Origin of the sequence: uncultured Psychrobacter sp. (assembly GCF_947488565.1) — a bacterium.
GTDB lineage: Bacteria > Pseudomonadota > Gammaproteobacteria > Pseudomonadales > Moraxellaceae > Psychrobacter > Psychrobacter saeujeotis.
In genome coordinates this window covers 1-14,096 of record NZ_CANKZC010000010.1, presented here as the reverse complement: position 1 = coordinate 14,096, position 14,096 = coordinate 1, and the positions used below count along the sequence as shown (strand labels likewise).

The 14,096-nt window shown below is 39.3% G+C and carries 16 protein-coding genes; 6 read left to right on the top strand and 10 right to left on the bottom strand.

Annotation, left to right across the window (positions count from 1 at the left end; genetic code table 11):
- Positions 1-160: 160 nt before the first annotated feature.
- Positions 161-2,314, bottom strand: a complete 2,154-nt coding sequence (locus tag Q0890_RS13495; RefSeq protein ID WP_299222010.1) for a MobA/MobL family protein — start codon at positions 2,312-2,314, stop codon at positions 161-163.
- Positions 2,315-2,602: 288 nt separating this feature from the next.
- Between Q0890_RS13495 and Q0890_RS13490 the strand changes: the two genes are divergently transcribed.
- The 4 genes from Q0890_RS13490 to Q0890_RS13475 all read left to right on the top strand — a co-directional run bounded on the left by Q0890_RS13490 (position 2,603) and on the right by Q0890_RS13475 (position 5,203).
- On the top strand, positions 2,603-3,118 hold the full coding sequence (locus Q0890_RS13490; RefSeq protein ID WP_299222007.1) for a hypothetical protein: 516 nt from the start codon (positions 2,603-2,605) through the stop codon (positions 3,116-3,118).
- 528 nt (positions 3,119-3,646) lie between these two features.
- Positions 3,647-3,901: a hypothetical protein gene (locus Q0890_RS13485; protein ID WP_299222005.1), complete on the top strand. Its 255-nt coding sequence runs from the start codon at positions 3,647-3,649 to the stop codon at positions 3,899-3,901.
- Between the two features lie 36 nt (positions 3,902-3,937).
- Entirely contained in the window at positions 3,938-4,216 is a 279-nt protein-coding gene (locus Q0890_RS13480; RefSeq protein ID WP_102076491.1) for a helix-turn-helix domain-containing protein, read from the top strand.
- A gap of 3 nt (positions 4,217-4,219) precedes the next feature.
- Positions 4,220-5,203: a reverse transcriptase family protein gene (locus tag Q0890_RS13475; RefSeq protein ID WP_299222000.1), complete on the top strand. Its 984-nt coding sequence runs from the start codon at positions 4,220-4,222 to the stop codon at positions 5,201-5,203.
- Positions 5,204-5,401: 198 nt separating this feature from the next.
- On the opposite strand, the gene Q0890_RS13470 is transcribed toward Q0890_RS13475, so the two are convergent.
- On the bottom strand, positions 5,402-6,193 hold the full coding sequence (locus Q0890_RS13470) for a metallophosphoesterase family protein (protein ID WP_299221999.1): 792 nt from the start codon (positions 6,191-6,193) through the stop codon (positions 5,402-5,404).
- Positions 6,194-6,504: 311 nt separating this feature from the next.
- Here Q0890_RS13470 and Q0890_RS13465 point away from each other — a divergent pair, with 311 nt between their 5' ends.
- The gene (locus Q0890_RS13465; RefSeq protein ID WP_201542831.1) at positions 6,505-7,095 is read left to right on the top strand and encodes a recombinase family protein; all 591 of its coding nucleotides are present in this window, start codon (positions 6,505-6,507) and stop codon (positions 7,093-7,095) included.
- 230 nt (positions 7,096-7,325) lie between these two features.
- Here the strand turns inward: Q0890_RS13465 and Q0890_RS13460 are convergent, their stop codons facing one another.
- From Q0890_RS13460 to Q0890_RS13430, 7 genes are all read right to left on the bottom strand, one after another.
- Positions 7,326-7,697: a hypothetical protein gene (locus Q0890_RS13460; RefSeq protein WP_299221996.1), complete on the bottom strand. Its 372-nt coding sequence runs from the start codon at positions 7,695-7,697 to the stop codon at positions 7,326-7,328.
- 168 nt (positions 7,698-7,865) lie between these two features.
- The gene (locus Q0890_RS13455; RefSeq protein WP_075103742.1) at positions 7,866-8,801 is read right to left on the bottom strand and encodes an ornithine cyclodeaminase family protein; all 936 of its coding nucleotides are present in this window, start codon (positions 8,799-8,801) and stop codon (positions 7,866-7,868) included.
- 12 nt (positions 8,802-8,813) lie between these two features.
- Positions 8,814-10,103, bottom strand: a complete 1,290-nt coding sequence (locus tag Q0890_RS13450) for an MFS transporter (protein ID WP_075103743.1) — start codon at positions 10,101-10,103, stop codon at positions 8,814-8,816.
- 404 nt (positions 10,104-10,507) lie between these two features.
- Positions 10,508-11,005 carry a GNAT family N-acetyltransferase gene (locus Q0890_RS13445; protein ID WP_299221988.1) on the bottom strand — a complete coding sequence of 166 codons (498 nt, stop codon included), beginning with the start codon at positions 11,003-11,005 and terminating at the stop codon, positions 10,508-10,510.
- Positions 11,006-11,025: 20 nt separating this feature from the next.
- A complete protein-coding gene (locus Q0890_RS13440) occupies positions 11,026-11,265 on the bottom strand; it encodes a hypothetical protein (RefSeq protein WP_151252899.1) in 240 nt (79 codons plus the stop codon).
- Positions 11,266-11,481: 216 nt separating this feature from the next.
- Positions 11,482-11,892 (bottom strand): hypothetical protein, encoded by a 411-nt coding sequence (locus Q0890_RS13435; protein ID WP_299221979.1) that lies wholly within the window; start codon positions 11,890-11,892, stop codon positions 11,482-11,484.
- Positions 11,865-12,140 (bottom strand): excalibur calcium-binding domain-containing protein, encoded by a 276-nt coding sequence (locus tag Q0890_RS13430; protein WP_068408089.1) that lies wholly within the window; start codon positions 12,138-12,140, stop codon positions 11,865-11,867. The genes Q0890_RS13435 and Q0890_RS13430 overlap by 28 nt, the downstream gene beginning before the upstream one ends.
- A 220-nt stretch (positions 12,141-12,360) precedes the next feature.
- On the opposite strand from Q0890_RS13430, the gene Q0890_RS13425 reads away from it, so the two are divergent.
- Positions 12,361-12,867 (top strand): plasmid replication DNA-binding protein, encoded by a 507-nt coding sequence (locus Q0890_RS13425; protein WP_299221974.1) that lies wholly within the window; start codon positions 12,361-12,363, stop codon positions 12,865-12,867.
- Between the two features lie 23 nt (positions 12,868-12,890).
- Here Q0890_RS13425 and Q0890_RS13420 read toward each other — a convergent pair whose 3' ends face one another.
- The gene (locus tag Q0890_RS13420; RefSeq protein ID WP_299221971.1) at positions 12,891-13,820 is read right to left on the bottom strand and encodes a replication initiation protein; all 930 of its coding nucleotides are present in this window, start codon (positions 13,818-13,820) and stop codon (positions 12,891-12,893) included.
- Between the last annotated feature and the right edge of the window lie 276 nt (positions 13,821-14,096).

The following is a 14,096-nucleotide window of genomic DNA, read 5'->3' as shown; positions in this document are numbered from 1 at the left end:
AGGCTCTTAAACAGGAGTAAACAGGAGTAAACAGGATCAAATAAAAACCCTTAAAGAAACGGGTGATAAATTTTTTTGTGGATAAGTGAAAAAACATCACTTAAACCACGTAGCTTGCCTCAGCAATTTATCTCTCAATAATGGTTTCTTGAGGATTAAACTAAGGACTAAACCCTCGGCTAGGTGAACGAGCTTTATTAATTTGATGTTGGTAAGACTCTAAACCGTCCTGTAGTGCTCTGTGTTGTCCTTCAGACAGATCTTTGCCATATTGCTCAGTAAACGTCTCTAAAGTGGCTTTAATCGCCTCTGAGTAGCTTTTACGCTGGGTTGTTGGTAGTGAGTTAACATCACGCAACGCAAGTTTGAATTGCTGACAGGTTTTATCTAAGGTATCTGCTAGATGTTCTCTAGCAGCTTTTCTAGCCTCAGCTGGGCAGTTATCCTGATTGATGTAATCCATTAATTCTTCTATATAGCTGAACGATGACATGGTGTCCCGAGTCATTCTGCCAACCTCTCCTGCGCTACCGCCCAGTTTGTCGATGATGCTGGTATTAAATGCCGCTCGTTTTTGATCGATATTGTCTCTGAAATCTGTAAAATGCTTGGTAAGCGCTAGATACTGCTCACGTTCAGCGTTAGGATCACGCAACAGCTTAATAATGGCTTTGTTGTTTTCAACCAGCGTGTGATCAAAACGTTTGGCCACTTGGCGTAAGTGCGCGGTAAACTCCACGGCTTTATCGTGGTCCTCAATACCATGGTGCTTTGCAAACTCGTTGAGTAGTGCCACTTGCCGCTGATCAAATTTATCAGGAGCGTTCTGTGCAGTTTCTCCTTGAGCCCATCTGATAGCCATATCATCACGATGACGTTGTATCAAGCGCATGGCTAGGTGTAGCTTCATACGTTCAGCATACTCAAAGATTCTCTCATCTTTGTGACGGTTTTCTCGAGTGTCTCGATCAATACGTCCTTGCTGTCGATCAAGTCGAGCAGCTCTTGCTCGTCGTGCTGCGTCATCGAAGGGGCTGGGGGCTGCTTTTGCTCGCTCTGCAATACCTTGATGGATGTCCTGAGCGATTGATTCGCTGTCTGTAGCTCTTTTTGTGTTTGCAGTAACCCATTGTTTTGAGTGCTCAACTCTGTATTTTGCTTTTTGGCTTCTTTCGTCTGTGCCATTAATCCACTTTGGTAGGTTTTCGCATCGTTTAGCTGCCCAAGCAATGCCTGATTTTGCGTCTTCAACGCATCGTTTTGTGTCGTCAACTCGAATTGCTGTTCTATTATTTTGTTCTGTGCAGTACGTAATGTGAGGTTCTGAGCTTCTAGAGAGTTGTTTTGCAAAGTCAGCTCGTCGTTTTGTGCCTCCAATGCGTCCAGGTAGTCTTGCGTTTTTCTCAGTTGCCCAAGCAAGTCCTTTTCTAAGTGCGCTAATTCGTCGCTCATTGTCTGCTTCCTGTTTGATATGGTTGTCAGCCACCAATTTGTTGCGTGCTTTGATGGCGCGGTTGGTATTACCTTTTTCGGTCGTGATGCCTCGGCGCTCCATGGCCGTCGCCTCCACGCCCATTTTAATGGTGGGCTGTTGATCAAGCCCCTGATCCTTATAACTGCGTGCATCCATCAGCGGTAGATGGTATTCGGCCAATACCTTATTGGCGGTATCTACCCACATCTCCCGAATACGCTTAATCTCCTGCATCGATGACGGCAGATCATGCGCCTTACGTTTTTTATTGGACCATTCAAACGGGGTCTTAAGCTTTGGATCAAATGCCAAGGTTTTATTGGGTCCAATGGTAGGCGCTCGAGTAGTGACTAAAATATGCGCGTGAAAATTACGAGGATCAGGGTTTTCCTCACCCTCACGCAAATACTTAGAGCTTGGCGGTACATTAGGATCAAAAGGCAATTTCATCACCGGACGATGGATACACACATCCGCAATCACATCCATATCGTCGCAAAGCTTTTGGGCAAAGTTTATGGCCAGCTGATGCCGATCATACTCGTCTAACTCATACGGCAAATTAATCAGCCACTCACGTGCCACCCGACTGTCCGAACGTGTCTCTGCCGCTTCAGCGGTATTCCAAAGCGTCTCCCGATCCACACTCACACCCAGCGCCTTTAATGAAAATGGTAAAACGATATCGCTACTCATCACACCAGACTTTTTACTATAGTCATGGGTCTTGCCATATTTGGCATCATCAAGCACATCGCCAGCACGATAGGCCGCCGACGCCACTGCCGACTGTCCTGCTTTTCGAGAAATCGCCTTTGTTGCAATGTGTACCATCGTCATAAAGAGTCACCTGCTATTTTTGCTTTTTGCACACCACGGTTTTTTGTGGTGTGCGGGGTTTGGGGTTTCCCCAACGAAGAAGGATTCAAAATTAAGAATAGTAACGAAGTGGATAGATTAAATTTTGAGTCGTTACTTCGCCCTTAGTCAGGGGGACGCCACCATAAAATAATAAACTAAGCTATCTAAGGTTTCGGATGTAATTGTGTTAAAGATTACCACAAGTGATTGAACGATAGTAAGGTGCTTGCTATGCTGAGTAAAATTTAATTGATAAGGATAAATCTGATGTCAGTATCTAATAATAAAGCGCCTGTGTCTATTTTTGATAGTCAAGACTCTAATGAATTAAAAGAGCGTCAACGGTTAGAAGAGTTAAAACGCCAAGCTAAGGTTCAGCAGGTAAAGCTAGATAAACGCTTGAACAAGCAGAAGATTCTAATGGGGGCATTTTTAGGTCAGGTATTGGCAACTGATGGTGAGAGCGAGCAGATGATTCGAGAGTATTTTGCGATTCATTTTCCAGATTTTTTAACGAGAAAATCGGATAAAGAATTGTTTAAAAGTATGATTGAAAGTTTGGGTGGCGATGTGGGCTTGGGTGAGGAAGAGAGTCCATTTGTAGCCAACGCAAAAGAAAATAATCAAGAGGCGGTTGATCAAAATATAGGACTTGAAAATAATCAGCCTAGGAGTAGTCACCAAACGCAATCTGACTCTATGGCTAATTATGGGGAGCAGGATTCACTACTAGATGACAATAGCTATGCTACTGGTGGCAGTAATCCAGATTTGCGTGGTTGATAGGCGATGTTTGTTGAAAGTGATAAAGCTACGTTAAATAAGTTTGTAACGGCAGGCATTAAAAACTTTCTTATTTATTGCTTAAAGTATTTGTCATAACGTCTGTTATGGGAACAAGTATGGTTCCCTATCGTGGGTTCAGATGTTCTATTGATACTAGTAACTTCTTTATGAGGCACTAAACAATCCTACTTTAGTATGCATACATAAACTTGACTCACAGTAATGTTTTATAGTAACCTAACAACTCAGAATAGACGATCCGTCTAGATGCGTTTTAGAAGCTATCATTTATTAATTGAACCTTGTAATTGGCTGATTTCAGCCGCTATTTTTATAGCTGCAACACCCGAAGACCTCGACCTCTGTACTATCTCGTTTGGCCTTATGCAACTTGTCATTCGCTTGGTATTTCGACTGAGGCTTCGCCACAGTATAAGGCTTGTGGCGTTCTAATGTTATTTCTCTCGGGTTCGATTGTGTTGTCGACTGGTACAATCCGTGCCGTCAGGAAGCGTCGTAAATAGTATGAATGATAAAAGACTTTTAGAACAGTTGCGGGCTCAGCTTGCTGAGATTCAAACAACTACGCATGATACATTAGAACCCAGTGTTACTCGTAAAATTGAAGAAGCAATAGAGAATCTTGATTTAGTAATAGAGAACTCAGCTTCCAAAGAAACAGACTATAAGGCAATAGGTTTAAAAACGCTCGGTGATTTACTTCTCTACTTCCCCAGCATTATTGAGCTTATTCAGATTTTTAGAAAGTTTCTAGAGTAGTACAGCAAGCCTTACCACTCTTATAAGGTTGAAAACATGAAAATCGGCAGTGTTATAAAAAAGTGTCGAAAATTGAGAAATATGACGCAGTTGCAAGTAAGCGCTTTAGCAGATGTTTCTGAATCATACTTATCATTAATAGAAAAAGATAAACGTCAACCAACCTTATCCAATCTAGAATCAATTGCTGACGCTTTACAGATACCAGTAAGTGTCCTTGTGTTTTTGGCGGCTAAGCAAGAATCCATCTCGGAAATTACAGACACGCAGATTGAATCCCTTACCAAAACAATTTATTCGATGATTGAAGCTTAAACAATGGGCTTTCACCCTCTACCTCAGGTTACACCAATTGCAAATATTAGCTCACTTGCTAACCTATTAGAAATTACAGTGGAAGATCTAGAATATGTACTGGCTAATAAAGATAGATATTGGTGCCCAGGAAAAAAACTAACCAAGCCCAATGGTGAAGTAAGACATACACACAATGCAAAACCTAGGCTAAAAGCCATTCATCAAAAAATTCTTGATAAGTTACTTAAAAAAGTTTTTTATCCCATCTATATGCAGGGTGGAGTCGCAGATCTCTTAAACCCTCGAAGTTGTAGGACTCACGCTGCATTTCATTGCAACAAATCTATTGTTATATCAGAAGACATAAAGAGTTTCTTCCCCAACTGTGACTACAAAAATATTCGTAGCATCTGGCAAGGGTTCTTTTGTATGGCACCTGAAATCGCTGAAATTCTGACACAACTAACAACGTATCAAAACGAGCTACCACAAGGATGGAAGACTAGTGGATACCTTGCACAGTTAATCTTCTATGATATAGAGCCAAAACTAGTTGAAGAATTGGACCGTCAACAAGTTGCATACAGTAGATATATTGACGATATAACCATCTCTAGCTCACGGCTATTAACTGACCGACAAAAAACAGATATTATCTCCAAGATATACTCAATGGTTTTTCATAAAGCTCATCATCCAAACCGTAAGAAACAAACAATTTTTTCTCCTTCCGTTAACGGTGTAGGAAAAACAGTAACTGGCCTAACTGTTAATTCAAAAAAACCTACAATCAACAACGATAAAAGAAAGAAGCTCCGCTCTGATATACACAAGCTCTCTCTACGCTTTCATACTGATAAGAATCTATATAGTTACGATAAAGATTGGCGTAGCATTACTTCTAAGGTAGGTCATATCAAGACCTCTCACCCTAGGCAGTGGAAAAAATTCAGACAAGAAATGAACGCTATAAAACCAACGTTCAAGCGTAAGAAAAAAAACTAACACTAAGAAGGCGGTTTTTAAAGGAACGATTGATGGGAAATAATAGGTTTTATGGGAGTAAGTATGGTTCCCTAGTGAGGACTTGAATATTCGTCTCTGTGCTATATGGGATAATAGATTGGGCTATTGAAATAATGTCAGTGTACTTCGTGATATACATGCAGCGGGATTTTTGAGAATATTTCAAATTTACTGTACTTACAAAGCCCGTCCAGTTTTTAATGCAAATTCCCAATCTTTGCGATTGTTTTTTAAAGCTAGTTTAGCTGCCGCTTCAAAATCGTAAGGGACTTTGACATGTTCAACTTTCCACTGTTTTCCTTGTTCGGTTTCAATACCTTTTATAAGAGCATAGCTTGCATCAGGAGAGTAATTTTGCATCTTATGGACAACAGGCAAATCATCAGTATAGGCAGGGTAGCCTACACTCCCAGTATTAATTACAATTTGACCTGTCGATAGTTTTACCATACGTGGGGTGTGAGTATGACCGCATATGATAATAGGCTTATCAATCTCGCTAAGTATGCTCAAAATATCTGAATCGCTACGAACTATTGGCTGACCAGTTTCTACATTTTCTAACAGGTATACCATGTCATCAGTTGGTGAGCCATGACATAGATAAACATCTCCATCTAATTCATAGTCGAAAGGCAAAGCTTTCATCCATTGAATAGCCTCATTGGGTAAGTCTTCTACAATAAACTGTAGAGTTGGGTTGCTATCAAGATCAGTCGTCGTCGCTTGATAAATCTGCCTATCTTGGTTACCACGAATGGTAATAATATCTTTTTGATGTTTCATCAACAATTCGTAAGTGGCTTTAGGCGCAATTGGACCATATAGAATATCGCCAAGGTTAACAATTTGAGTAGCATTTCTTTGTTTAATATCTTTTAGTACAGCTTCGAGAGCGAAAACATTACTGTGTACATCTGAAATGGCAGCTATAGTAATTATCGGCTTAGCACCTTTAGAATACGACATTACAATTATCTCCTTTAAAAGGTTTTTTTAAGAATATTCAAGTATACCTTAGCGGAACCAGCTATCTCACCCTTCAAACATATTAACAGACTACTCAAAATAGACTGTTAATATGGAACCATCTATAACAGACTTTAGAATTATAGGACTGGTTGCTGTGCTTTTTTCCTATCATTAGCCTATACCCAAAACATAAAACCTCTAAACGATAATTTAGCTATCATTTGACTTATATTAGTAATTAAACGATAGTAATATCCTGATATTATCAATGAACATTAATTATCAAGTCTAAGTAATAGAGGGGCGTTATGACGGTTCGTATTTATGTGAGAGCCAGCACTAAGGATCAAGACGCTAAGAGAGCATTGTCTGACTTGATTAGCTTTAGCCAAACCTATAACGATAACCATGTTGAGTACGTTGAGCATTTCAGTGGTACGAAGCTTGATAGACCCGCACTCACTCTGTTACTCAATGACGCTGAGGAAGGCGATATTCTGCTGGTTGAAAGCGTGGATAGATTAAGCAGGCTATCTCAAGATGATTTTGCAATTCTAAAGCAGCGTATCAAAGATAAGGGCTTACGATTGGTGGTGGCGGATCTACCAACCACGCATACGGTAAGTAAAGGTATGACAGGTGATATCCTAACAGTGATTAACCATATGCTGATCGATTTGTTGGCAACGATGGCAAAGCTTGATAACGACAAGCGTAGAGAGCGCATCAAGCAGGGATTGGCTAACAGTGGCTATAAACCTACTGGTAAGAAGCCTAATACGACGAAACACAATCGTATTAAAGAATTGGCTAGTAAAAACAACATGACAAAAGAAGAGATCGCTAAGGCCGTTGGTGTTGGGGTGGCTACCGTTTATCGAGTATTAAAGCAGGGATGATAGCTGAGGTATTTAACTATTTACTTGCCTTCATTATAGATATGATGCTATCAGATACATAATGGTTAAAGGGCGGTTCTAGATAAGTAAATTACAACGATTTAATTAGCTCGATTAACCTAGCTGCTCAAGATATGAGAGTTTGAGATGATTAATCGACTAAAAAAGAACGCATCACAGTTTAGTAAGCGTCCAATTAGGGGTTATTTAGAGTATTAGGGCTTGCGCCATCACTCAAGAATACGACAATCTTCATTCAATGGTGGCCAAGTGAATTCTTCATTATCACAATTCATTAAGATGACATCGTTAGTGATCCCATCTATTGTGCCATTTAAATTCTGTAGGCAAATTCTCAAGGAAGTCAGACTACAGTGAGCATTTTGGTAGCTCTCTGCCTCTAGGCTAGCTAATGTTTGCTCTACGTACTTATTGATGCCATCAATCATCTCATTGGCATCTTCTTGCCATTCAAAACTGTAATCTGCATCAAGAGAATCTAGATCATCAATTTTTTTTAGATTAATTAAGGCATCCATGAGTTTGCGTAGATTATTAAAGTCTAGGCTCGATATTGCGGTCTGCTTCTTAATGTTTTGCATCGAGAAAATCCCCATGGCTATTAGGATCTTTTAAGTGGTTCCATTATAGCGGTCTATTTTAAGTGGTCTGTTAATAGGTTTAGAGGGTGAGATAGCTGGTTCCCTTGGGGTATAGCTTAAGTAGGTTTATACCTACTTTTTAAAATTACAACAATACTATTTAATAAATTAAATAGTACTTTCATAAACTAAGATAGCTGCTGCCAAATCCTCCATCGCTGTCCCTACCGCTTTATAGACTGTTATTTCACATGCACTAGTACGACCTTGGTGTTGACCTTGGCATAAAGCCGCTAAATCAGCTTTAACCTGATCACGTTGAAACACTCCTGCTGAGATAGGTGAGAGTAAATCACCAGCTTTATCTAGTGCCTCACTAGTGTCTACAAATACAGAGGTATCAGCAAACATCGCATCATCAGATTCACGCATGTCAGGCTTAAAACTACCAATCAAATCCACATGCGTACCAGGTTTAACCCAATCACGTTTTATTAAGGGTCCTGTTGATAAGGTCGCGCTACTAACAATATCACTATTTTCAACTGCTTCCTGCAGATCTTCTACTGCAATAGCTGGAAACCCTTTGGATTGTAAATCGTCAGCTAGTTTAACGGCTCGCTTATAAGTGGTGTTCCAAATTTTTATAGTTTCTAGACTAAATAACTCCCCATACGCAAAAGCAAGCTCACGGGCTACATTTCCAGCTCCCACGATAAGTAAGCTTTTGGACTCTTTACGAGCTAGAAACTTTGCAGCTAGCGCAGAGGCTGCCGCTGTACGCTGACAGGTAATAGTATTGCCATCGATCACCGCAATAGGCATCCCATTCTTAGCATCAAATAGTGTATAAGTTGAAAAAAGCCCAGCTAGACCAAACTTCTTTCCATTATCTGGATAGATAGTTACATGCTTAATACCCAAGTAACGATTCTTTTGCCAAGCTGGCATAATGAGCAATGTAGCGCCCGCATCATCGCTATCAATCGCATGATTATGACGACGCGGTACCACACACTCTTGTTTAAACATCTGATCAATAGCTTTAATTAAGGCGTCATATGGTAAAGCAGCGGCGGTTTGTTGTTTATCATAAAATTTCATAAGTTATCCTTTCTAGTTATCACTACTACCAGTCATTCTATTTGAAGAAGTGCTTACAAAACTAATAGCTATAAGAGAAACCACTCCTGTTAAGATCATGTATATTGCAATTGATCGGTAGGATTGATCAAATTGAGTGAGTAAATAGGTAGCAATTAGTGGTGCTGTACCACCAGCAAGAGCGGCTCCTATTTGATATCCTAAGGTAACGCCTGTATATCGAACATTGCTTTTGAAGATTTCAGAAAACATAGTACCAAGAACCGCAGTAATAGGCGCCCAAACAATACCTAGCCCGATGACAGTGGCTACCACTACACTTAAGAATGTGTTCTGCTCTAATATCCAGAAGTAAGGGAAGGCATATAACATCATAAGAACAGTACTACCGATATAAACTCTTTTGCGTCCAATCTTGTCTGAGAGAGCTCCCATGAATGGGATAAGAAAGATAGTTACTACCATAGCTATGGTAACTGCATTAAGTACTTGTGTTGTACTCAATGATAATTGAGTAGTAGCGTAATATACAACAAAGGTAGACATGATATAAAACGGCGCAGTCTCAGCAAACTTGGCACCTACAGCGATTAGCACTTCTTTTTTATGAGTTTTAAACGTTTCGAATAAAGGAACTTTTACTACCGTCCCCTCTTCTTTGTTCTTTTTAAAGTCTGGCGTTTCATCAATTCCTTTACGGATCCAAAGACCAAAAATTACTAAAAATGCGCTTGCAATAAATGGCACACGCCACCCCCATGCCACAAAATCTTCTTCCGGTAACATAGTCATCACAGTTAATGCCAATGTCGCAAGTAGTAGACCGATTGGGATCCCCATTTGTGGCACACTACCAAAAAAACCACGCTTTTCAGGCGGTGCATATTCAACTGCTAATAGCATTGAACCTCCCCATTCGCCGCCTATACCAAGGCCTTGAATTATACGCAACATCACCATCAAAATTGGCGCAGCTATTCCGATCGCTTGGTAAGTGGGTAATAACCCCATCAAGACTGTTGCACCACCCATCAATGCCAAGGTAGCTACTAAGGTTTTTTTTCTTCCAATTTTGTCACCGATATGGCTAAAAACAATCCCGCCAAAAGGTCGAACAAAAAACGATAATGCAAATGAGGCAAAAGCTAGCATTGTACTCAAGCTCTCATCTCCTGTAGGGAAATACAGCTGATTAAAGACTAGAGCGGCTACCGTACCATATAGAAAAAAATCAAACCATTCGATGGCGCTGCCAACGAGGCTGGCAGTAAGAACCCGTTTAGATACCGAGGGATTGGACATATAACATTCCTTGTTAAGACTCACTATCTTGCTTTTAGTTTATATTTTTATATAAACAACAATAGTAGTTAGTACGCCACTCTCAACTTAATTAGAAAGTGATTGAAAAAAGAAGAACAGCTCATAAGTTTAGTGTTTTCGATTAAGAATGCACTAAACTTATGAGCTACTAAAAGCTGAACTTACCATCTATACCTATTTAATGGAAGAGTAGTTCTACAAAATAATTCTTATAAAGACACTTAGAATCACGGGTTACGAGCTCTAGTCTTTCTTGCTTTGGCATCCTATTAACCTGACTATGCTCTCAATACTGTAGACACTAACTTGGGAAATCTTAATCATAAAGCTCGATGCCTGTATAGCGCACCGAACAAGTGAAGGTATACTCAAAATAACAGATGTTAGAGTGATTTTACCATTCTAATATCTGTTATTTTGGCGTCCTCGTATAGCTCTTCATCACATTGACCGTCAGACTTAAAACCAAATTTTTCATAGAAACTAATCGCGGATAGGTTAGTTTTTAACACCCACAAAGATAGAATAGAGCAGCTATTGCATTGAGAAGCATCAATTAGGGCTGAGTCCATCAACTTAGTACCTATTCCTAAATTTTGGTATTGCGGTAAGAGATACAAAGTGGTTATTTCACACTCTTGATCTTTCTTAAAGTAAGAAATAAATCCTACAGCAGTATTCTCAGCATCATATGCTATCCATGTATTTACACCAGAGCTAGGTAATACCTTCTCCCACATGTTCATTTTCTGAGACAAGTTATTTTCTTTGTCTCTATACGTTTCGGGTAAAAGGTTCGAATACGTAGCATTCCAACTTTCAAAGTGTATATGAGCAATATTAGATACATCGTTCTGGTCTGCCTTCCGTATAAAAAACATTTGGCACTCCATAGCTAATATTAGGGTAATACTACAGCGTAGCAAAATGCATCAGCTGAGGTCTCATCTGACTGGTACGTAGATAAGGAAATATCTTGGCTATCAGGATAATGTTTTAAAATTAATTCAATTTTATCAATAATACAATCTTCCGAATCTGTCATCTTTCCGTTGTACACAGCTTGTTTAAAGCTCTCACCTTCGTGTAGCTTAATTTTATACTTACTTTCTATTTCTAGTAATTTTGAAAGAATACTCATATTTGATCCACTCTTTTAATATTATTTAGATAATCATTGTATAGGCTTTTTCATGTTCAAATAAGCCCAAGTTCGATGCATGTCTATCGCATCAATCACGAACAGAGTATGTATGGTAAGTACACCATGAAGTACACTGTGACTCTTTCAATGAGTTAAAATCTTGATACCATTAGCCTACAGCCTAGTTTTCAAGTCCTCACTAGGGTACCGAACTTAATAATTCGCAAGCTCATCCTCTTGCTCATCACACACTCTCAACCCAATTTGTACGGCCTCACGCAGATCAGCACCTTCCTTGACACTATGAGGCACATTTGGCGTCAAACGACTTAGCTTTAAGCCATCTACCGCTGCTTTATTGAGCGGTATACCAACGTAAGATTCATCGGTGTAACCCTTAGGATGAAAAAACACCTCACGACCAAAGGAAGGATTTGAGGCACACGCAATCTCACCCTCAGGCACCGTAAACGGATAAGGTGTTGTGTAATCTTTACTCCATGTCTGCTCACTCACTACGATATAGCCTGAACCATACAGATCATTTTCTGTATTGCCTGAGCTGCACCCAATCATAACGATAGACGCTACTGCAATTAACCACCTGGACATATTGATTCGCATGGTACGCCGTCCTTATCACGGTCTAGCTTGGTATTTCCACATTTGAGTGCTTGTTTGGCTTGTTCACAGCTAACCATCTGCCCACAAGTGCGCGGTAAGCCTTTGCATTGAGAGCCGCCAGCACCTTTAGCAAACAACGGATGCTCTACCTCAACATCACTATAAAATGGATTATCAGTGACTGTAACTGCTGCCTGAGAAGATAAGGCAAAGAGAGATAACGCCATACTTAGAATAAATTTTTTCATAGAACCTTCTTTCTTTAATACCCAAAACACTGCTTTCAAGCATTAATAATACCCTATATTTGTTCAATAAAGTGAGTGCTATATAACTAACCGTCTGATTTACACAGCAGTTTATTTATAATTTGCCTGATAGACGGGTTAGTGCCATAGTTGTTCACTGAACGTTCTGGACAGTTGTACTGTACAGTTTCTAAAAACGTACTTGAACACTAGGTGAACAATGAACATATCGGTGACAAAAGCGGCAAAAGAATGGGGTGTATCAAGAACCACGATCTATCAGAAGGTCAATGATGGTGAGCTTTCTAGAACAGCAGATAAGAAAATAGACGTTTCAGAAATGTTGCGCGTGTTTGGTGAGCCAATTTCTAAAAAACGTACTGAACGTTCAGTGGACACTGTTCAAAGTACACCTCTGAACAGCCAAAGTGTTCAGCATAATACGGATATTGAACACCTATTAGCGCTTGAAAAGCTCAAGAATGTACACCTCAGCCAACAAGTAAGCGATCAAAAAAAGTTAATTGAAAATTATCAGCAGCAGATAGGACAGTTAAACAAAACGCTAGATAAAGCCAACGCCAGTATCCAGGATTTCGCACAAGTAAGACTGCTAGAATTTAAGCAAACTGAAGTAAACGATGAGCCGCCACTTGAACCAGAGCAAGAAAAAGAAGATGATTCAATCGTCGCGACGGCTAAGAAGAAAAAACGGTGGTTCTTTTGACTATAAGAATTTTTGAAAAAACATTAGTGTTTAATCTTTGGAAGATAGCTCTCTAAAGCCTTATTGGGCTTGTTAAAGCTTTCAGGCTCTCGCTGTATGATATTAATCATTTCGCGCTTAAATGCGTCAGTCTGCATTTTGCCGTCATAACTTAGGCTTGGATGGTTGTTATAGTCATTCATAAACTGCACGTTATCAACAATCGACTGTATGGTAGCTTGTGACAGGGTGCCATCTTCACTGGTTAATTTATCAAGTGTTTTCCGATGGAATTTGAGCGTTAGGCCCTCGTAACCTTTGCCTCTACTCTTTTTTTTATATTCCACACTAACCTTATAATTTGTACTTTCATTAATCTCTTCTAAGGCTTTATCGATCACATACTTTCGAAGTTCACTAAATTGCTTGTACTTGCCTTTTATACCCATAACATATTTAAAATCTTCAAGTTCATATGCTTTACTGTATTGATACTGTCCAATCCAACACACTATTAATTCATATAGGCGTATTGAGTGGATACTTGAGAGCTCACTGATCTCTAACAACTTATATTTAGTAAAATTTGCTTTTAATTGTGTCAGATACGGCAATATATCCTCTGCAAAAGTTAGCGTAATCTTCCCTGTATTTGGGCTAAATAGAAGACTACTAACAAAGCGTGTACGCAGTACTTCATTGTCTGGCAGTGCGATGATCACTTCCCTTTCAAACAAGCGGTTACTAGCTTGCTCAATATCACGATAGATATTTTTCGCGTTGCTATCACTATAAAAAAGCCTTTTTATCTCATCAGCAGTAATAGTAAATTTGGTTTGTTTACTGATATTTGGCGCATCAGGTCTACTATCAATTTGACTAATACAAGTTAGTAAAAGCTCTTTTTCTTTTGTTGTCATCGTATAAGTAGCAAGAACTAAATCATTTGACTGTACGACTAAATTATTTTCCATTTTATATTTCACTATTTCTACGTTTATTATAATTCCACATGAGATAAACTATCATAAAAATAGTAAAATAAATAGCTATCTTTAAACAACTCTTTTTTCGGCTCATTTACTCTTTTTTCGGCTCATTTACTCTTTTTTCGGCTCATTTACTCTTTTTTCGGCTCATTTACTCTTTTTTCTCTTTGTAAGCTATTGATTTTAAAGGTGAAAAAAGGCTCTTAAACAGGAGTAAACAGGAGTAAACAGGATCAAATAAAAACCCTTAAAGAAACGGGT